Source organism: Streptomyces sp. NPDC088246 (assembly GCF_044741025.1).
Classification (GTDB): domain Bacteria; phylum Actinomycetota; class Actinomycetes; order Streptomycetales; family Streptomycetaceae; genus Streptomyces.
The window spans coordinates 31687-51271 of the sequence record NZ_JBIURV010000042.1; the positions used below are offsets into that span (position 1 = coordinate 31687).

Annotated in this window: 14 protein-coding genes and 2 pseudogenes; 8 read left to right on the forward strand and 8 right to left on the reverse strand. The window is 66.9% G+C overall.

The genetic code is table 11. The annotated features are described in order from the left end of the window. Positions 1–17 precede the first annotated feature (17 nt). Genes ACIPEK_RS36570 through ACIPEK_RS36585 form a run of 4 tightly spaced genes read left to right on the forward strand, consistent with a single transcriptional unit; the run spans position 18 to position 4567 of the window. Complete coding sequence (locus tag ACIPEK_RS36570) at positions 18–458, forward strand: DUF6507 family protein (protein WP_402005370.1); 441 nt, start codon at positions 18–20, stop codon at positions 456–458. Continuing rightward, on the forward strand, positions 455–3370 hold the full coding sequence (locus ACIPEK_RS36575) for a hypothetical protein (protein ID WP_402005373.1): 2916 nt from the start codon (positions 455–457) through the stop codon (positions 3368–3370). The genes ACIPEK_RS36570 and ACIPEK_RS36575 overlap by 4 nt, the downstream gene beginning before the upstream one ends. 11 nt (positions 3371–3381) lie before the next feature. Continuing rightward, positions 3382–4233, forward strand: a complete 852-nt coding sequence (locus ACIPEK_RS36580) for an immunity 49 family protein (protein ID WP_402005376.1) — start codon at positions 3382–3384, stop codon at positions 4231–4233. 37 nt (positions 4234–4270) lie between these two features. Continuing rightward, complete coding sequence (locus tag ACIPEK_RS36585) at positions 4271–4567, forward strand: toxin-antitoxin system YwqK family antitoxin (protein WP_402005379.1); 297 nt, start codon at positions 4271–4273, stop codon at positions 4565–4567. A gap of 74 nt (positions 4568–4641) precedes the next feature. Here ACIPEK_RS36585 and ACIPEK_RS36590 read toward each other — a convergent pair whose 3' ends face one another. Further along, the gene (locus ACIPEK_RS36590; RefSeq protein WP_402005382.1) at positions 4642–5379 is read right to left on the reverse strand and encodes an NIPSNAP family protein; all 738 of its coding nucleotides are present in this window, start codon (positions 5377–5379) and stop codon (positions 4642–4644) included. Positions 5380–5505: 126 nt separating this feature from the next. On the opposite strand from ACIPEK_RS36590, the gene ACIPEK_RS36595 reads away from it, so the two are divergent. Further along, the gene (locus ACIPEK_RS36595; protein WP_402005385.1) at positions 5506–6513 is read left to right on the forward strand and encodes a helix-turn-helix transcriptional regulator; all 1008 of its coding nucleotides are present in this window, start codon (positions 5506–5508) and stop codon (positions 6511–6513) included. A gap of 279 nt (positions 6514–6792) precedes the next feature. Here the strand turns inward: ACIPEK_RS36595 and ACIPEK_RS36600 are convergent, their stop codons facing one another. Both ACIPEK_RS36600 and ACIPEK_RS36605 read right to left on the reverse strand, forming a co-directional pair. Continuing rightward, entirely contained in the window at positions 6793–7194 is a 402-nt protein-coding gene (locus ACIPEK_RS36600) for a DNA-binding protein (RefSeq protein ID WP_402005388.1), read from the reverse strand. Continuing rightward, positions 7191–7439, reverse strand: a complete 249-nt coding sequence (locus ACIPEK_RS36605; RefSeq protein ID WP_402005391.1) for a hypothetical protein — start codon at positions 7437–7439, stop codon at positions 7191–7193. Before ACIPEK_RS36605 ends, ACIPEK_RS36600 begins: the two co-directional genes overlap by 4 nt. A gap of 306 nt (positions 7440–7745) precedes the next feature. On the opposite strand from ACIPEK_RS36605, the gene ACIPEK_RS36610 reads away from it, so the two are divergent. Together ACIPEK_RS36610 and ACIPEK_RS36615 are read left to right on the forward strand one after the other, a co-directional pair. Beyond that, a complete protein-coding gene (locus tag ACIPEK_RS36610; RefSeq protein ID WP_402005416.1) occupies positions 7746–8045 on the forward strand; it encodes a hypothetical protein in 300 nt (99 codons plus the stop codon). Between the two features lie 38 nt (positions 8046–8083). Beyond that, positions 8084–8365: pseudogene (locus ACIPEK_RS36615) on the forward strand (site-specific integrase); the annotation flags it as partial. 130 nt (positions 8366–8495) lie between these two features. Here ACIPEK_RS36615 and ACIPEK_RS36620 read toward each other — a convergent pair. Both ACIPEK_RS36620 and ACIPEK_RS36625 read right to left on the reverse strand, forming a co-directional pair. After that, entirely contained in the window at positions 8496–10271 is a 1776-nt protein-coding gene (locus ACIPEK_RS36620) for a hypothetical protein (protein WP_402005394.1), read from the reverse strand. Between the two features lie 803 nt (positions 10272–11074). Next, positions 11075–11641, reverse strand: coding sequence for a tetratricopeptide repeat protein (locus tag ACIPEK_RS36625; protein ID WP_402005397.1), 567 nt, complete (start codon positions 11639–11641; stop codon positions 11075–11077). Between the two features lie 73 nt (positions 11642–11714). Between ACIPEK_RS36625 and ACIPEK_RS36630 the strand changes: the two genes are divergently transcribed. Then, the gene (locus ACIPEK_RS36630) at positions 11715–12332 is read left to right on the forward strand and encodes a hypothetical protein (RefSeq protein WP_402005400.1); all 618 of its coding nucleotides are present in this window, start codon (positions 11715–11717) and stop codon (positions 12330–12332) included. Here ACIPEK_RS36630 and ACIPEK_RS36635 read toward each other — a convergent pair. The 3 genes and pseudogenes from ACIPEK_RS36635 to ACIPEK_RS36645 form a co-directional block, all read right to left on the reverse strand. Then, a pseudogene (locus ACIPEK_RS36635) lies at positions 12324–12782 on the reverse strand (LuxR C-terminal-related transcriptional regulator); the annotation flags it as partial. The gene ACIPEK_RS36630 and the pseudogene ACIPEK_RS36635 sit on opposite strands and share 9 nt — an antisense overlap. A 147-nt stretch (positions 12783–12929) precedes the next feature. Then, complete coding sequence (locus tag ACIPEK_RS36640) at positions 12930–13301, reverse strand: DUF6193 family natural product biosynthesis protein (protein ID WP_402005402.1); 372 nt, start codon at positions 13299–13301, stop codon at positions 12930–12932. A 9-nt stretch (positions 13302–13310) separates the two neighbouring features. Then, complete coding sequence (locus tag ACIPEK_RS36645) at positions 13311–18077, reverse strand: RHS repeat-associated core domain-containing protein (RefSeq protein WP_402005405.1); 4767 nt, start codon at positions 18075–18077, stop codon at positions 13311–13313. Positions 18078–19585: the final 1508 nt, after the last annotated feature.

Genomic DNA, 19585 nt, shown 5'->3' on the forward strand with positions numbered 1-19585 from the left:
GGAGCTTCGGGGGAGCCATGACGTCGTGGGACATCAAGCCGCAGGGTGTGCAGAGCCAGCTCAAGCTCACCGGTGAGCGGGCGGCTGATCTGGAGAAGGCACTGAACAGGCTGATGTCGGACATGTCGGAGGCCGCCTACGCGGCCGGTACGGCGATTCCGGGGTCGGCGGCCAAGGTGCCCTCACCCACCATGCAGGGGCCGGTGGCGACGGGGCAGGTGCCCTTGTCGCACCGGGGCAGCACGGGACCGGTGGGTGCCGCGCTCAGCCAGTACCTGGAGAAGCGGCAGACGGACCTCAAGTCCGTGGTGGACCGCATCCAGGCCGCCGTCCTGGGCGCGGCCAAGGCGACGAACGAGTACGTCCAAGGTGACCTGGAAGCGGCCAAGGAGGCCCAGGACGCGGCGAAGAATGTGCGCCTGGACCAGTTGAAGGACGCCGCGGGAGGCGCCAAGTGAGCAACGCACCGGTTGATGCTGCCAATGTGCCCGTGTTCACGGGTCAGTTGTCGGTGTTGGACGAGAAGGTGAAGGCGCTGTCGGCGGATGGCGGCGCGTTGGCGAATGCCGGCTCGTCGGTCCATACGACGTTCGGTGGGATGTCGGCGTATTACCAGGCTCCCGAGGCGGAGCAGTTGTTCGCGGTGACGAAGCCTGTCGTGGACATCACGTTGTCGTTCAGTGGCGACATGCGCACCATCGCGGGGGCTTTGGGCACGTACTCGCAGGAGATCCGGCCTCTGGTGAAGAAGCTGGAGGAGCTGAAGGCGGAGGCGGCGTCGTTCCAGTCGAAGGTCTCGCACGATGAGGACTGGATCGAGGACGGGGATCTCATTGATGAGAACCTTGATCGTCGGAACAAGATCGCCGAGGTGTGGACGCAGTTCCAGGCGGCGGAGCGGCACGCGCACGACAAGATCGTGGCGTTGGTGTGTGGTGCGCCGCTGAAGGTGAACGACGGCTCCAACGGTGAGGGCATGTACGGCTATGACGCCGAGGCTCTCAAGCAGGCGAAGTCCTTGCCGTGGGGTGACGCGGTGGAGGAGTCGGTTCCGTGGTGGCAGGTGTGGGAGCACGCCTATGACTTCGGCAAGGGACTGATCGTTGATGGCGTGTGGGGCACGATCAAGGGTCTGGGGACGCTGGTCGGCGTCGATGGTTGGGACGCGGCGGGGCAGGCGTGGACGGGGCTGGGGAAGCTCGCGACGGGTCTGGTGATCACCGCGACGCCGGCGGCGGCGGTGTTCTGGATGGCGGACGACAAGGATTTGCCGCCGTGGATTCGTGATTCGCGGACGGCGATGAAGGAGACCGGCAAGGCGCTTCTTGCGTGGGATCAGTGGGGTTCGAACCCTTCCCGCGCGGCGGGTGCGGTCACGTTCAACGTGTTGACGACGGTGTTCACCGGTGGTGCCGGTGGTGCAGCGGCGGGTGCGGGCAAGGCGGGGCTTGCGGCGAAGGCGATTTCGTTGGCGGGCAAGGCGGGTCGTGCGATCGATCCGATGACGTATGTGTTCAAGGGTGCCGGGGCCGGTGTCTCGAAGATCGGTGATGTGATGGCCGGTCTGAAGGGCATGGGGAAGGTCGAGGTTCCCAAGATCGATGAGGGTGCGTTCAGCCTGCCCGAGGGCGCCATGGAACTGCCTGACGGAACGATTCAGCTGCCCAAGGACACCCCGATACCCGAGGGGGCCATCAAGGTCTCCGACGACACCATCAGGCTCCCCGAGGGCACCACCTCCCTGCCCCCGGGCACGGTCAAGTGGCCATTCGACGGCCCCGCGAAGTACGCCGACGAGGCGGGCAACCTCTACAAGGAGGACGGCAGCCTCTACCAGAAGGCCGGCGACGCCAGGCCGGAGCCGTCCCCGAAGCTCGGCACGGGCGCGAACACCCCCAAGACGGAAGTCCCGGTCCTCCAGGAGGCCCCGGTCCTGGTGGGAGTCGGCGGCCGAGGCGGCGACGACGTCATCCGCGTCGGCAGCGACATCTCCGACCCGGTCCACGCGGTGGACAACGGCGCCCACGGTGGCGCCCACGGCTTCGACAACAGCCCCACGGGCCGCGCGGGCGACCACACCCCGGGCGGCCACACCCCGGGCGACCACACTCCGGGCGGCCACGCCCCGGATGGCACGCCGCGCAACGACCTCGACAACACCCCCCGGGGCTCCCGCCCCGGCGATCTGTCCCCGGTCGGCCGACCCGACGGCTCGTCCACGGGCGGCTCCCACCCGGACGGCCCCGGCTCGGGCGGTTCCCACCCCGACGGGCCGACCACGGGCGGCTCCCACCCCGGCGACCTCTCACCGGTCGGCCACCCCGACGGCCCCGGCTCGGGCGGCTCCCACCCGGACGGCACGGGCGGTGGTCACCCGGACGGCCCCGGCGGTACGGGCGGCGCCGACCCCCACGGCCCTTCGCCCTCGGCACCCCTTGACGAGGCGACCCGCGCGGCCCACCACGCGGAGTACGAGGCCGCCCGTGAGGTGCCGGCCAAGGATCGGACGCCCGCCGAAAGCGCGGCGATCACCCGCGAACATGTCCGGCTGGCCAACGAGGACCCCATCTGGCGTGCCGAGCACTACGACAAGTGGGGGCCCGGCTACCGGAACAGTGCGGAGGAACTGGTCGATGGCCAGCTCCTGCCGAAACTGGTCGAGAAGCCGGGCGGCGGCTGGATGGCCGCGTCCTCGATTCCGTACGCGCACCCGGGCGGGTTCCACCTCGACACCTTGGAAAGGGGCCGGTCCACAGTCGTGCCCGATGACCTCAAGCACCTGGACAAGGTCGCGGCCAAGCGCATGGCCGGCATGGAGCTGACCAAGTGGGAGAAGGCCTTCGAGCAGAACCCGAGCTTCGACAACGCCTACGAGTTGGCCCACGCGCAGGAGAACTTCAACGCGATCGGCGAGGGCGCCGCGAACAACAGCAAGCTCGGTGAGGCCCTCGGTGAGGAAGCCGCCCGCCGGCACATGCTCCGGCAGGTGGAGTTCGAAGGAGCTCACGAGCTGACCGACCTGCCGGAGACGGCGAACGGTTCGAAGAGGTTCGACCAGCTCTGGCGTGACAAGGACGGCAACCTCATCATCGTCGAGGCCAAGAGCCCCAACGGGACCTTGGATTGGCGTCAAAGCAATGGTCATCCCAGCGGCGGCACGTTCATGGTGAAGCAGGGAAGTCTCGATTACGTCCGCACCATCGTGGCCGACATGAAGGATCGCGTCATCGAATCACCGGGCGAAGCCAAGTACATCAAGGAGATCGAGGACGCCATCAAGGACAAGACACTGCGTTACGTTCTCGTCCAGGCCTCCGAAAACACCGGTACGTATGCTGGAGCCGTACTCAAAGACTTCAAGCTCTTTTAAGGAGAAATGCCTTGGTTTCGGTCATCCCCCGCCATCCCTTCCCCACAGAGAACGCAGAAGCAGCGCTCACCGTGCTCAAGGAGAGTGCGGAGGAGTGGATCGGTGGTCTGGAGGCGGACTCGACTGGTCTGGGCGAAGCCTTGGACACCACGCTCATGGTGGCCAAGGTGCGCTGCCTGACGGATCCGCGGGGGTCGATCTTTCCCACGTGGGATGCCTGGGTGAACGCCATGCAGGTCGGTTCGGCCGTGTTCGCCGCCGCGACCGCGGCCGAGGGCCAGGTGCAGTGCCGGATCGCGCACGAGGACCGTACGCTCCGGGCCACCGGCCCACAGCAGTACGTGACGCCGGGTACCTGGCTGACCGCCTTCTACCTGGCCGTGGTGTGCCGGGAGCGGGACAGGATCACGGCCCTGTGCCGGGTGCCGCTGTCGCTGCTCCGGGACAACAACGCGCAATTCGACGCGTTCGAATACGCCTGGATCGACGCGCTGCAGACCTACTGGCTCGGTGGTGACGGCCTCAGCGCGAAGCTGGTGGCCGCGATCGACGGCACGGACCCGGCAGCCGCCACTCATCCGGAAGCCGCGGGCAAGCTGATGTATCCGCCGATGGAGATGTTCCACCGCGTCGTTCGCGGGGACCACGCCGGCTTCAACCGCGCCCTCGCCGCAGCCCTGGAGTGGCACAAGGAGTACTGGACCGACGGGGGCCGGGCGGCCCGGGTCTCGGGTCTCGTCGCCCTCGCTCCGCTCGCCGTGGCCTGCTTCGCCCAGAACGAGGGCATTCCGATCGAGGCCGAGTCCGAATACCTGCCCGCCACCCTCCTCGCCGGCAACTGGTGCGGCGAATTCCCCACGTAAGGCGGACTGCGTTACGAGCCCGGTGCGTCGCGTCCACGTGGATGCCCCGGATGTCGACGGGGACCCGGGTCATCGCGTGCTGTACCGAGGTGAGCCGTTCACCGGGGAGGTCGCCGAGTACGTGGGCGGGCAGATGGTCTACCTGGACGTCTATGCCGAAGGCATCCGAGACGGCTTGTCGCAGGGGTGGTATCCGGACGGTTCCCGGAAGTCATTGGGGACCGTGCGAAACGGTGTGGCGACGGGTGAGTTCAGGGAATGGCATCCCAATGGAGCCCTGAAGGCGCGGCGATTCTTCGACGATGACATCAACACCGTTGCGTTTGGCTTCTGAGCTGTACGTCAAGCCCGGTACGGATGTCGGTGGATTCCACACCCGCGCCGGTCAGACGCTGCGTCGCTTCGGAGTCAGATCAGCGAGCGACCGGTGGGCCCGAGCCGGAGTACCCGAGGTGCTGCTGTCTGTTCCCGCTCGACACCCGGCAGGATCTCGTCCCGTGTGAGGGGGTGGGCTTGCATGTCGGCGAGGTGTCGACAGTGCGCACTCTCGTCGGGGTACGAGGTGAAGATCGCGGCGACGTTCTCGCCGGCGCGGACCGGCAGCCCGGCGAATGTGTTGTGCGCATGCTCGGTGGTCAGGAAGGCGAGCGGTGCGGGTCCCGTCTTCTGGAGCGCGGGGAGGAGGCCGTCCCGGATCAACGCGATGCCGTCCTGCCGTCCGGGAGGGAAGGACCACACGGTGGCGGACACGAACCGGTCAGGCGTCGTAGCGCTGACCGGGGGCCGCCCGGACAGGGAGCCGGTGAAGCCGCCCCCGGCCGACACCGGGCGCAGGAGGAGGACGTCGTCGGAGTCGATCATGGTGTCGTTCGCCTGCGGACCGTGCTTGGCCCAGACAGGTCCGCCGTAGAAGTTCGTGAGCGCGCGATGGCGCGCCTCCATGTCCCGGAATCCGCGCAACCAGACGAAGCGGTCCGGATCGTCGAGGTCCCGGAACTGGCCGAGCACACTCATCCCCACGTCTTCCTGGGATTCGACGAACTCCCGGTCGAACAGCTCGATGAGTTCGTCGCGCCGGCGGGGACGCAGCGTGTACTGGCGAAGCTCGATCACGGCCGGTGGGCCGACGAGTTCGGTGGGTGGCACAGCAAGACTCCTGTTCGGTGTTCTCCGTGCAGGGCTCCCGGCCTGTTCGGTCGTAGCCGGGAAGTGGTTCGACGGTAGGGGAGCTGTGTGACAGGTGCTGTCAGGGTTTCCGGGGAGAATGCGCGCATGTCTGCCAGTCGACTGCTCTCGGTGCTGCTGTTGCTGCAATCGCGGGGCCGTATGTCCGCGCGGGGAATCGCCGACGAGCTGAACGTGTCCGTGCGCACCGCCTACCGTGACGTGGCGCGCCTGCAGTCCGCAGGGGTCCCGGTCTACGCGGAGCCGGGCCGCGGGGGCGGCTACCAGCTGCTCGACGGCTACCGCACCCGTCTCACCGGGATGAGCGAGGGCGAGGCGCGGACACTGTTCTTTGCCGGACTGCCCGGGCCCGCCGCCGACTTGGGATTCACGGCCGAGATGTCGGCGGCCCGGCTGAAGCTTCTCGCTGCGCTGCCGGCAGGACTGCGCGAGGAGGCGGCACGGGCCGCGGCCGTGTTCCACCTGGACGCCCCCGGCTGGTACCGGGAACCCGAACAGATACCGCATCTCCCCTTGTTCGTCGACGCGGTTCTCACCCGGCGTGCGGTGGATGTGCGCTACCGCCGCTGGCGCGCCCCGCAGGAGGTGGATCGCCACCTCCACCCCTACGGCCTGGTACTCAAGTCCGGTACCTGGTACCTCGTGGCCGCCACCGACAAGGGGACCGCGACTTACCGCGTCGCCCAAGTCCTCGACGCGGTGCTGGGCGGCGAGCGGTTCGACCGGCCGCAGGACTTCGACCTGGGCGCGTACTGGGTCTCCTACCTCGATGACTTCCAGGCTCGCCGCTACACCGGCACAGCCACCGTCCGCCTGTCTCCCCGGGGACGCCGGCGCCTGCCCGACAACGTCCCCCCGGAGGTGGTGCGGGCAGTCGAATCCACCGCGACCGCTGTCGGCGACGACGGATGGGTCGAGGCGGTCATCCCGGTCGAGGGCACCGAGCACGCCTGCGGCGAGCTGCTGAGGCTCGGTGGGGATGTAGAGGTCGTTGCACCGGCCGAACTCCGCCAGGCCATGGCCGCCACCGTAGGGATACTCGCCCGAGCCTACGAGAACAAGGGGCCAGGTGGTGCGCTGGTCCGCGACGTCTAGAGAAGTCTGGGCAACGACGAGGCCCCAGATCGCTGACCTGGGGCCTCGTGGAAGAGCGGGTGACGAGAATCGAACTCGCGCTCTGAGCTTGGGAATCAACGGTTCTTGAACGGCCGTATTGGCTCTGACCTGCATGTTTGGTCGAGACGTGCGAGGTTGGAGTGGTCTCCGGGCGCCGTACATGACCGCTGTTGTCCGCTCCGCTGGGCACGGATGGGGCACGGGTGGCGGCAGTGCAACAGAACCTGCCGAGGTGCATGCTCCGGGTGGGCTGGAGGGTCAGAGAGGGATGATGCGGACCTGGCTGCCGCAGAGCTTGGCCATGTCGTCGCTGTCGGACGTCAGCAGGGCGACGGGTTTCGGCTGGCGGAGCGCTACCTCGGCGACCGTTGCGTCGACGGCGTACTTGTGTCCGTGCAGCCCGGCGCCTTTGAGGAGCTCCGCTGCCGCTTTGGCTGCTCGCTCGGTGACCGGTTCTACCTTGATACGGGACAGGGCCCAGTTCAGGCGGGGGATATTGGTACGGGAATGGCTGACTTCCACGATGGTGTTCGCCCCGATCGCGAGGTCAGCTCCCATGTCGTGGAAGACCTGCAACATCGCGAGGAACTTGCGATCCTGCGTGATCCAGGCGGAGAGTCCTTCCGAGTCCAGGACAACGGTTTCGATGCGCTCGCTCACGCGGCGTCCGCGCCCTTGGAGGAACCGACGGCGCCAAAGATCTTCGCGTGGGCCTCGGCGAGCTCCTCGTCGCTGAAGTCTCCATGCTCTTCCTCGTGCCGACGAAGGTCGTCGCCCAGAAGCTGGTGCCGGATCTGGCGGGCCACGGCTTCCGCTACATAGCTGGAGACGTTGTCCGTGAGCTTGCGGAGCTCCGCCACCTGATCGCTGGGGAGCGTGACGGTGATGCGAGTCGTTGAGGACATGTAGCAAGCATACTGGAGTATGCGCGCAAGGGCTTGTGTATTGCTGGCCCATTGCCACTCTCCGTGACACTGGCCACACAATGTGGATGGGGCGCCACACGTCGCGACGTTGCCTCCCCTCTTCGGCCTCGACGAGCGGTGCGACCTGTAGGAACCGTCGCCGCCTCTCCGTCGACAGGCAAGGCGCGCCCTTCGTGTGCCAGGGGTGATGGCGCATGGTTGGGGTCATCGGCGTGGATCTCGATAGGGTGCGTGATCACCAATACGGTCTGTTCTCGACTTGGTTGGAGAGCGATGCCTCGATACGTGCGAGTCAGGATCGTTACGCCGGAGGAGGAGGAAGCCGAGAGGAAGGCTGGCATCGTCCTGGCTGTCGTAGTGCTTACGGTCGCTGTTCAGATGGCGGGCGTCTTCTACCTCTCCACGGCGCTGCAGGGCGGCCATCTCGGGCATGCCTCACTAGGGTCACTCTGCGTGCTCCTGGCTGCCTGGATCGCGCAGCTCGTGGATGCCAGGGGTCGACGACGTCCTTTCAGGTGGCGGAAGTTCATCCTCAGCATCTGCCTCTCGACCGCCCTCGTGCTTGCCCTGCCCAATCTCATGTAGACGGGCTTCTTCCGCGGCACTCCGGCAGGCGGGCCGACGCTGAGAAGCGCCCGGACGGACTGTCTTTCGTGGGGGAGAACGGCAAGCCGTTCCGCGCTCCACGTTCGGGCGTAAGTGGCGCGCTACTCGCTCGAAGGTGGGTCTCTCCAGCGGCTTCGTCCTCTACGGTCTTCGTTGCACCGGTTGCACCCTGGTAAGCCGGTCCAGTGCCACGCTGAAGGACACGATGGTGCGAGCGGGGCGGTCGACCGGACGGGCCGCGCTCATCTACCAGTACTCGGACTTTCGAGCGGCGGCGTGAGGCGGCGGCCGGCCTGGACTAGCTTGTGAGGGCTCGGCGTGAAGCCGCTGATAATCAGGCGTCTGGCGCGGATATTCGGTATTCAAGTCTGTTCGAGAGACCCAGCTTTCGGGGCAGTGCCCAGCGACCCAATCTGCTCGAGAGGTCAGCTATGCATGGGCAGCTTCGTCTCTTGAGCGCGTTTGCTGATGGGGTTGTGTCGCTGCTGCCCACTGGTATCCGAGTGCCCTGATGCGCTGCCCTGCTGTGTGGACGCTGGCCGCGCAGCGGTAGCGCTGCTCAGAGCGTTGAACTACGCCGATCCGGGAGGAAGCCAGGAATTCGAGGGCTTCCACGACCGTGCCCTCGTCGACGCGGTACCCACGAGTCCGAAGCTCGCGTCGGATCGACGTGAGATCGAGCCAGCCACCCTCCTCCAGTGGGTCCTCTGCTTCGGCATTCAAGATGTCGACCAGGGCGTACTCGAGTCGGCTGCGCATGGCCTGGGCCTCCCAGTACGCGCGCAGAGCGTCGCCGCGCTGAGCTGCCTTCAGGGCTGGGTCAACGAGGGGTGCTAGTTGGGTCAGGGTGAGCGGTGTCTGTTCCTGGCGACGGACGACTTCGGCCAGCAGCCCGGTATCGATCACGGCGATGGCGGGATCGTCGTCGGCTTCCTTGAGCATGCGACGTTCGAAGCCCGGCCCGATGAGGAGGTGAATATGTGCCCCGATCCCCACTCGATGCTCCGACAACCCGAACAACGGCTGATCCCTGACCGGACCAGTGGCTGAAGTCTTTGCCTCGATGGCCAGGATCCGCGAGTCCGTACCGACACCGAAGCGCACATGGCCGTCCACCGCTCCGGGGCCGCCCACGTGCTGGCCCGGCATGCCCAGGTAGCCCAGCGCGACGACGGCGGCCTTCTCCAAGCGCTTGGGGTTCGCGCTGTCCCGTGCGGCATCCTCCAGCACCGCCGCGATGTGCGAACCCAGGGAAACGGATTGGTGAGTGGTGCCGGAAGGGCTGTCGCCGTGGTGGTTTTCGGTGGCTCCGTCGGACGGAGCGCGACCCGCGGCGCCGTTCGGCTGGAAGCAGGGCAGCGACTCCTTGAACGCTCGCCCAAGAGCCGTCGTACGGTAAGTGGTCTGCGAGAGCCGGGTGACGAGCCCACAGGCATCCAGCAGGTTCAGACGGGTATTGACCGCGCTGCGAGACAGAGGCTTCCCGCGGTTGGGGAGGTAAAGCGAACTGCGTTCCGTAAGCGTGCCGGTCGTGGGTCGAACCGTCTGGCCAAGTTCTCCCAGTACCTCACCGAAGAATGCGATCGCGGAATGAACAGTGCGTGCAAGGTCCAGCGGTTCGCCCGACTCGACCCAAGCAAGGGCAGCCGGCGTGGCGGTCCAGCTCTCGGATGACGTCCGCTGAATCAGCCCGAGCGCCTTCAGGGTGTCCTTGGCCGTTCGTGCCGTGGCCACAGTTTGGGCCTTGGGGAAGGTGCTCTGTACGAATCGCACGAAGTCCGCGTCACTGACCGACGGAATGGCCGCCTCGGTGAGTACCTGCAGTGCATCCAACACCCCGCCGTTAGCAGCGACTCCCGGAATATAGAGATTTGCGCCGTCCGCCCTCCCTCTGAGGCCGGTTTCGTCGAGCTGTTCGACAAGCATGGCGATGGCTCCGGGTGTGGGGGCGAGCTGCACGACGGTGTCGGTCTCGTCGGGATCGGGCTTTCCCAGCTCGATGGTCGCCAAGACGCGTCGGCCTGCTTCTGTCAGGTGGACTTGACGGTCGAAGAGGTCAACCATTCCCGTGACAGCGAGCCACCCCGTGCGGTCGCGCACAGGAGCCGCGGTGTCCCACTGCAGGTCGAACTCATCGCGGGCCAGCCCCAGCAGCTGATCATGTGTACGAGACCCGGAGGACAAGGCGTCCATGGCTTCGCCCACGAACCTGACGTTGCAGTGGAGCGCTTCCACGAGCACGGCAGGGTCGCCACTTTGATGCCAAGAGACGGCAGCGGCACTGGGCATAAGGGTCGCCCCCTCGTGAGAGAGCAGTCCGGCGCGGACGAGCCGCTGAAGCTGGTGCCGGTCCAGTCCACCGGTCCGAGGTGGTGGCACATGATCGCTTGAGGCCGGCTTCTTGTTGGCAGACAGCTCCTTGATCAGCGCGTGAAGTGTGATGAGCCAGGTCGACCTTGCGCCTGGCAACACTGGCATACCTGGTGATCGTTCCGCCCATGCCCGGGGGTGTATGAGGTTTCCCATGGCTATGCACGCTACGTTCATCGTGGCGGTGATGGAGCAACCTCTGGAGAAGTTGCTGACGGGAATCGCAGGAGTCATTGTGCCTATCGAGCCAACCCTGGCCTCCTCGGACTGAACACTGCTCATCGGGTGATCGGTGATCGCAAGGCTCGTGCGGGTGAGCAGGAGAGCATGCTTCCTGCCTCCGCCCTCGACTGGCTTCCCCTGTGCCGCCCGGCATCCGGACAACAAAGAAGCCCCCGACCGCTGGCCTGGGGCTTTTTCGTGGAGCGGGTGACGAGAATCGAACTCGCGCTCTGAGCTTGGGAATCACCCAGCACTTGGGCTTGCGCACAGCGTCTGAACTGCGGAAACATCCCCGCTTGGCCTTGTTGTGGGCGCCTCGGCAGGTCCCTTGTTGACCGCTGTTTACCGCCCTTACTGGCACGTTGTGGCACGCCTTCTGGTGGGAACTCCGGAGGTGATGTGCAGCACCTCCGATCTCACCCCAGGACCGTCGTCCGCCAAAGCGCCACGGGGAGCTTCGAGGGCCTCATGCTCGGCCGTCTCGCCGGAGCCCTGCTTGGGCCGCCGGGAGGCATGGCCGAAGGGGTGCAACCGCCGAGAGTGACGCCACTGGGAGAGGGCCAGCCTGCAGCGTGTGCCGTCCGCTCACGCGATTCCTGGGCTTCCGGCACTCCGCTGTATCGGCGGAGGCGTACGCGCATGTCCTGGAGGGCGGCCTGGACCTTCACCGAGCGGATGCCGTCGGCACAGTCGAGGAAGTCGCGCCAGGTGGCCATGGCGCCGTCGATGTCGCCTTGTCGTAGGCGGACGCCGCCGAGGTCGGCGAGGACGATGGCGCGGGTGCGGCGGCGGTCGAGGCCGTGGATGTCGAGGGCGAGGTGGAGGTGTTCCTCGGCGGCGTCGAGGTCGCCGAGGCGGGAGAGGATCATGCTGGATTCGTGGGCCCAGCGGCCGGGGGAGTAGTGGGCGGCCCAGGAGTTGCCGTCCGCGGCTGCCGGCTTGGCGATGGCGGTCTCGGACATGGCGAGGTGCTTGGTGGCCATACGCCGGTCGTCGTCCTGAGCGGCGGCGTTGGCGAGGGTGGCCTCGTAGTAGGCGACCGCGCGGGTTGTCGAGGTGCCGGCCGTATTCGACGCAGGCTTCGCCGAGCTGGACTGCCTCGGCCCGGTAGCCCAGATCGACGCACTGCACGGCCAGCCCTCGCAGTGCGGTCGCCGAAAGCTCCGGATCGCCGGCCTCGGCGGCCAGGCGGAACGAGTGCGCGTAGTAACGCTGGGCGAGTCCGCGCAGTTCGGGGGTGTCTCCCTCGTCCTGGGCCATCCAGCCGGCGAGGTGGACGAGCTGGGAGGTCGCGGCGAACAGCTCGTGGCCAGTGGCCTCGGTGAAGCGGCCCTCCAGCCAGGGGGCTACGTCCTGGGTGAGGTGGCGGACGGCCAGGTGGCGGGCGTGGCCGCCGCCGAGCTCGGAGGCCGAGTCGCCGAGGGCCTTCACCATGTGGCGCACGGCCGCCACCTCGCCCTGGCCGACGCGGACAGCTCCGGGAGGGGCGGTCTTGGTCCGGCGGGTGATGCTGTCCATGTCAGGCCGAGACCACCCAGCCGACCGGGCGCGGACGCAGACATTCTGACCTGCTGCGGAGCGGCCCGTGATCCGAAGTCCGGACCGCCCTGGACTGGGCTGAAACGCAGTCAGCACTGCAACGACGGCCGGGCAGTGGTCTCCTGGTCAGGGTGACTGGTCGGAGTCCATGAGCCGGCTCTCCCAGGCCCAGGCGGCGGTCTCGACCCGGTTGCGGACTTGGAGCTTGGTCTGGATGGTCGCCAGATGGCTCTTGACGGTGCTCAGGGAGATGAACAGGGCGGCGGCGATCTCCTGGTTGGTACGGCCCCTGGCGATGGCGCGGACGACCTCGATCTCGCGGGCGGAGAGCGGCTGGACGGGCCGGGCCGCGGTCGCCTTCCGGGCGGGGGCGAGGTCGCGTAGCAGGCGCAGGGTGATGGAGGGGGAGATCAGGGCGTCGCCGCTGTTCGCGGCGCGGACAGCCTCGACGAGCAAGGCAGGGCCGGCGTCCTTGAGTACGAAGCCGACGGCCCCGGAGTGCAGGGCGCCGCGGACGTACTCGTCGAGGTCGAAGGTGGTGACGATGACCACCCGCAGTGGGTCGGCCACGCGAGGGCCTGCCAGCTCTGAGCTTGGTAATCATCTGGCCCTCGGGCATCGATATGCTCGCGTGTCCTTACCGATGTTCGCCATCCGGTGGTCCAAGGTTTTACGCTTTGGAGTCACGTCGCGAATGCGCGCAGATTCGAGGTTTGCGAAAGTGGGCCACGATCAGAGATCGTCCGGGGTTCCTTCGATTGCTGGCCCGCAGCCGTCAGGAAGATTGGCGGCGATCAACTCGTATGCCTCTTCAACGGTGTCGACCTCGCCGAGGAGAGTTTTGTCGGACTCTCGACGCACTCGGTAGCCACCCTTGACCAGCGGATAGGCCGTACCGACGTCACGTGTCCACGGCCACTGGGTGCACCGGCTCAGGTACAGAACGCCGTGGCTGACCATGGGGTAGAGCTGTCGCAAGGGCGGGTGGGCGTAAGCAGTTCGGGGTACGGCCAGATCGATGCGATCGGGTCCGTAAGACAGCACAGCGGACCACTCCGCAGCCACGATCTCAGCCGCGCTCCGGGCTTCTTCATTGCTCGCCATGAAATTTCGTTACCTCAAGTGTTCCGGTAGATTCGACAGGTCCGGTTTTATCTCTGGAATGTCTGGTTTGGGCACGCTGACTTCCGTGTAGCCTCCCTCTTCATTGCGGGTGTACCAGTGGATCTCTTCCCACGATCGACCAGGACGTTCGTCATCGGGGTCTCCCCAAGCGGTGGCCCCATCGTAGTTGCGTACTGCGTAGGCGACTTCGCTCATTTCCCAGGCGGTGCCGTCGCCTCGGCCCGGGTAGTTGTCCTCATGCTTGCTGTTGAACTGAGCTCCATGCTGCGCCGCTGTCTGGAACGCATCCACAATGTCCTCAGGCGAGCTCCAGTTCCCTATCTTGCCGCCACTGTTGGGCATTCCGTCGAGCGTGATCGACAGAGTGGTACCGCGATCCCCCACGGCCCCCATCACGTTCGTCATCCATACCGGGCCACCGGGTTCCCGGCCGGCGTAGTCCGGTCCGTTGTAGGTGTGTGCTCCCAGGTCACTGCCGCGGGTCCGGTCGTACTCGGAGTCCGAGGGATCGTTGCGAAGGTACCGTGCCAGCGATTCCGATGCCCGGTCCGGTGCTACGTCCACCCCCAACACCACACTGTGCCGGTGCTCCCCAGCCCGGTGGGGACAGCCTGCCAGCCCCAGCGGGTCGATCCATCGTGTGGGGTTGTCGACGTAGGTGACCGCGTTCGGGGCGGGGGTCAGGCCGAGGGGGTCGGGGGAGAGGTAGCGGCCTGATTCCGGGTCGTAGTGGCGGTGGCGGTTGTAATGGAGGCCCGATTCGGGGTCGAAGTACTGGCCCGGGAAGCGCAGTGGGGTGTAGGCGCCGGCGTCGCGGTTCCATGAGGTGGTGCCCCACAGGGTGGCGCGGGTGTGCCACGCCACCTGGCCCTGCTCGTCGACGAGTTCGCGGGGTGTACCGACGAGATCGGTGATGATCGCGAAGAAGCGGTGGTCGACTTCCGATTGGTCCACGAGCCGTCGTTCCACCTGGGTGACCGGCTTCACGCCGTCGTGGTCCCAGGTGAGGGCGACGGAGTCTGGGGAGCCCGCTATGGAGGTGGTCTGTTCGCACAGGGTGTCGCCGTCCCAGGTGAAGGTCACCTCCTCGGCAACCGTCGCTCCGTCCCCCGACAGGCGCTGTTTGGCGGTGCGGCGCCCCAGGGCGTCGTAGAGGTAACGCCAGCGCGTGCCGTCCGGTGTGGTGACCGAGACCAGGCGGTCCTCGGCGTCCCAGCCGTAGCGCCAGGTGTCGGGCTTGCGGGAGAGGCGGGCCTTCTGGCGTAGGACCACCCGGCCTTGGGCGTCGTGTTCGTAACGGATGCTGCCCGCCCGGCTGATGCGGGTCCCGGCGTATTCACGTGAGCCGGCGACGTCGTCCGCGCCCGGCCAGGTTGCCATGGTCTGGTTCCCGGCCTCGTCGTACGCGTACCGCTCCGACCAACTCTCCGCGGCGACACCCGTGACCCGGCCGTCTCGGGTCAGCTCCAGCCGCTTGTGCCCGCTGGTCAGTTCATCGACCGAGGTGAGATGGCCGTCGGCGTGGTACGTGTACGAGCGGTGCTGGAGTATCCGGTCGTCGGGCGTGCGGACACGCTGGTCGGTCAGGCGGCCCGCAGGGTCGTAGGCGTGCTCTACGGTCAGCGCGTCACCGATCCGGCGGGTCGTCTCGCGACCCGTCTCGTCGAATGCGAAGACCACTTGCTGCCCCGAAGCGTTCAGCTCGGCCCGCAGTCCGACGGGGAAGGACCAGGTGCTGACAGCCCCGGAAGGGGTGACCCGGTGAGTGCGGCGGCCGGCCTCGTCATAGGTGTTACTCAGTTCGCGGCCGTCGCAGATCTCGCGGAGGACCCTGCCCGAGCTGTCGCGTACGTACGACAGCTCGGTGTCCGGGCCCGTCGCTGAGGCGAGACGGCCGTGGACGTCGTAGGTGAAGCGGGTGACCGTGCCGTCGGCGTCCTTGGCGGTGACTCGGCCCGCCGTGTCGCGCGTGTAGCGGATCGTCTGGCCCAGAGCGTTCGTGCGGGAGGTGAGATGCCCGCAGGCGTCGTGCGCATAGCTGAGAGAGCGGCCGTCGAAGTCGGTCTCCGAGCTGAGGCGTCCCGCCGAGTCGTAGGTGTAGTCCCAGGTCAGGCCCTGGGGATTGGTGACACGGGAAATGCGCAGCTCGGAGTCGTGCGTGAACTCCTGGCGCACGCCGTCGGGTGTGGTGCGTGCGGAGACCAGATCAAAGTGCGTGTACTCGAAGCGGGTCTCGCCGCCCGCCGCGTCGGTGTGGACGAGACAGTTGCCCTCGCCGTCGTAGGCCCAGGACTGCTGCGCTCCGTCCGGCCCCGTACGCCGGGCAAGCCTGCCCTCGACGGTCCATTCCAGCTCGGTGACGTGGCCCTGCGGATCGGTGATCCTCACCGTGCGCCCGAAGGCGTCGCGGGTGTACCGGGTGACTGTGCCGAGCGGGCCGCGGATGGCCAAGGGGAGGCCGGCTGCGTCGCAGCGCACCCGGTCCAGCGCGCCCAGGGAGTCATCGACACCGGTGAGCTGGCCCTTCGGGCCGTGGGTGAGTCGGGTTGTGGACCCGTCCGGCCGGGTGAAGAGCGTCGGATTGCCTCGCTCGTCGTACTCCTGCCGCGACGTGGTGCCGTCCGGGCCTGTGACGGCGGTGAGCTGGTTCAGGTCGTTGTACTCGACCGAGGCCGAGCTGCCGTCAGGGTGCTCGATCCGGGTGAGGTTTCCATGATCGTCGTAGGTGTACGTGGTGGTCCGGCCGAGCGGATCCGTTCGGGAGAGGGGCCGGTCGTAGCGGTCGAAGGTGCGGCGGGTGACGCCGCCCAGCGGATCGGTCTCCGCGACCGCCTGGAGCCGGTCGTTGAAGTGGTGAACCTTGGTCGCGCCGAGAGAGTTCGTGTACCGGGTGACGCGGTCGCCCGTTTCCGGGTGGGTGTCGTATGCGAACGTGGAGGACAGGTAGCCGTCCGGGCCGATCGTGCGGACCACCCGGCCGGCGTCGTCGTACACGTAGCGGAACGTGGAGTCGTTGCGGTCGGTCCAGGACGTGATCCGGGCGTCCGCGTCGTACGTGAAACGCAGCGGCAGTCCCGAGGAGTTGACGACGCCGGCGAGGTTGCCCAGAGGGTCGTAGTCGTAGCGCATGACGGTGGCCGGACCGTCCGGCGTACGCAGGGACATCTCGCGTATCCGGGCGTCTTCGACGGCCAGATTGATCCGGTAGCCGCCGGAGTGGGCGACCGTTGTCGGACTGCCGTCGCCGAGGCGGGCGAAGGAGATCCGGTTGAGGTTGCGGTCCTCGATCTCTCTGAGCCAGTAGGCGGGGGACGTGTTGTACGGGCCGCCACGGAATGAGCGTGTCAGGCCCGTGTACGGGTCGGTGACGAGGTAGGTGGTCTCTCCGTTGTCCTGTCCGCCGTACACCAGAGGAAGACGGGCACCCTCGAGGGGCAGGACGCCATCGTCGTCTCCGGGCAGCGGCAGTCGCGGATAGATGAGGAGTGAACCGTCCTCCCGTGACCACACCGCGCCGACGCCGAGTGGGTCGAGTTCGATCCGTTCGTCCAGCGTGGATGCCCAGCTGCGGCCGAACCACTGGCCGTAGCGGTAGTTGGAGAGATGTGTCCGGCGGAGGACGAGAGGAAGGACTCCGGGCAGGGCCACATCGGTCTGCGGCAGGGTCATCTCACCGGTGGCGACGTCCACCGGGTCGTTCTCACAGGTCTTCTTGTCCAGTGAGATGCTGTTACGGCGCGGCTCGTCCTTGGCGCCCTTCAGAGCATCCGCCTTGGTGCGAGCGGAGTCCCGACGCGCTCCAGGGCGCGGGACGGATTCTCCGTCACCATGGCGGACCTTGGTGAGCCCGTCCTTGATATCCAGATCAATCTTCTTCTGAGCCTCGGATATCTCCTTGACCGCCTTCGGTAGCCCCTCGCCGAGGTGGTTTCCCATCGCCTTGTTGGCTTTGCCGAGAGCTTTCATCGCCTTGTCGATCACGGGGTCCAGGGCGCCGGCGATATCGTCCTTGCCCCGGGTTCGACCATGGTGCGTCCCGGCCTTGGCCAGCCTGCCCGCCGTTTTGCCGTGAACGTCGACACTGACCAGCTTCAGGCTGGTGCCGGCCCGGTCGTGCTCCGCGTGCTCGATGTGCACGCCCTTGCCGGGTGTGGTCCCGGGGCCATTGGCCGAAGCGAGCTGGAAGGACTCTTTGGCCCCCGCCACTCCTTCGTTGAAGCCCTCCTTCCCCGACTGGCCGACCTGGTTCATGTCGACGCCGTCCTGCAGACCGAGCATGCTGGCGCCGACCTGTATCGCCAGATCCGCGGCCATGCTCTCCAGCGCGGCGACGGCCGGTTCGGTCAGAGCGGAGACGATGTAACTGACTACCTCCTCCAAGCACTCCTTGATGACCCGGCGGATGGCCTGCTGGGCGACCGCGATCGCTCCTCCGCCGATGAGCATGGACAGCCCGCCGGTCACCGGTATCAGGGCCATGGAGATGCCCGCCTTGCCGGCCAGCACGCCCAGATGGACAAGTGCCGCGTACTTCATGGCCTCGATCGCCGTGGCTGCGTTGTCCAGGGCACCGGCGATCGTGCGAGCGCCGCCGGCCAGGTCCTGAACATGCTTGTTCTTGACCTTGCCCCAGTGGCCGCTGAGCGCGTCGAGGGCTTCGCCGTGGCCGGATGACAGCAAACGTTGCACGTGCTGGTTGGCAAGGTGACCGTCGTCTTCTACGTCCTCGGCGAACTCCCGGAGGGCATCGGCCATGTCTCGATACGCGTCTTCATCTACGTTCGGCCAATTGACGCCGATGACGTCAAGCAGGGTGTCGGCCCAATCGGGCACAGTTACGGCCACAGCGTGAAGTCCCCCCGTACATAACTGCGTTCACTGAATGCAGATGCGAACAGGATCTCATTCCCGGGCAGCCTTACCAAGACCTTTCGGGGCCGGCGGGCGCTGACAGACGGGCAGCCGCGGCGTGAAGGCGTTGACGTCTTGACGCCGTGGTTCTCCCCTTCGAGGTGGGGGCGTATGGCAGCCCGCACCCTCCGTGAGTGACTGCGAGGACGCCCCCTGGTCGAGGTGGCCCGCTGGAGGCTGCCGCCGTTCGCTGCCCGAGCCGAGGTCGAGGGTGCGCCATCCAGGTGCGGATCCGGTGCGGGGTGGCGGATGTGGCCGCCGAACTCAACGGCCGCCCAAGCAAAACGCTCGACTGGGAAACCCCAGCCGAGCGCCTCGCTAAGCTACTGGACCTAGCCAGCTGACCAGCAGTGTTGCAACGACCCCTCGAATTCGCCGTTGGCCTGGGGCTTTGAGTTTCAAACTATGGAGCGGGTGACGAGAATTGAACTCGCCCTCTGAGCTTGGGAATCACCGCGCTTGCGTCAGTGATCAGGCCGCTGACCTGGTTGTTTGGTCTGCGAAGGCGGGCGCAGCGTGGGCTCTGGTGACCGTGCTTGACCGCTGTTGTCCGCTCCGAAGGGCACGGATGGGGCACGGCAATTGCAGGGTAGTGCAGCCTGTCCCGAATCGCGTCCTTGCAGAGCAGCCGGTACCGGTGAGGTCGTCAGTCTTCGTGCTGACTCTCCAGCTCCCGGAGCCGTTGGCCGATGTCGTCGCCCCATGCCTGTCTGTGCCCACTGCCGCAGCCCGGCAAGGAGGCAGGGCGAGATATCAGCGCACGGGCTGCGGGATCTTTCGCTGTGCCGCTATTCAGTCCACGGCCGGTGATTTTCAGACTGTGCGTCATCCGGCCCAGCGCTGAACGCTAGCATCTGCAGGTTCTGAACCTTGGGGGAAGGCTGTCGGATGAGCACTACGCGTCTGCGCTGGCCAGTCCGCCGAGCACGCCCAGGCGATCCCCCAGCACTCGAAGGTGAAGCATCAGCGCAGACTGGCGCGGAGCATCGACACCGAGGTAAGTCAGCAACTGCGACAGCCGGTTGCCGAGCAGCGCCCAGAAGTGGAGACATGGCCGTGATCGATGTCCGGGCCTGCCAGTGGTTTTCCTGATCAGGCCCGGCCGCGATCACCATCCGGGCGATGAAGGGCCCCACAGCACCGTGCGCCCCTCATGCCCCCTTGAAGGCAAGACGTGATTGAGATCAGATTTCCTTGCATGTACTGACAGGGGAGTTGTGGGGGGGGGGGGCCCCCCCCCCCGGGGGGGGGGGGGGGGGGGGGGGGTTGGGGTGGGGTTGATATGTGGAGTGGGTGGGGGTGGGGTAGTGGTGGGGGGGGGGTTGTTTTTTGGGGGGGGGGGGGGGGGTTAT

Excerpts from the sequence above, each read along its gene's own strand:
- ACIPEK_RS36570 (WP_402005370.1), top strand. The coding sequence starts at position 18 with ATGACGTCGTGGGACATCAAGCCGCAGGGTGTGCAGAGCCAGCTCAAG.
- ACIPEK_RS36595 (WP_402005385.1), top strand. The coding sequence starts at position 5,506 with ATGTCTGCCAGTCGACTGCTCTCGGTGCTGCTGTTGCTGCAATCGCGG.
- ACIPEK_RS36605 (WP_402005391.1), bottom strand. The coding sequence starts at position 7,439 with ATGTCCTCAACGACTCGCATCACCGTCACGCTCCCCAGCGATCAGGTG.
- ACIPEK_RS36625 (WP_402005397.1), bottom strand. The coding sequence starts at position 11,641 with ATGGCCACCAAGCACCTCGCCATGTCCGAGACCGCCATCGCCAAGCCG.
- ACIPEK_RS36640 (WP_402005402.1), bottom strand. The coding sequence starts at position 13,301 with ATGGCGAGCAATGAAGAAGCCCGGAGCGCGGCTGAGATCGTGGCTGCG.
- ACIPEK_RS36645 (WP_402005405.1), bottom strand. The coding sequence starts at position 18,077 with ATGGCCGATGCCCTCCGGGAGTTCGCCGAGGACGTAGAAGACGACGGT.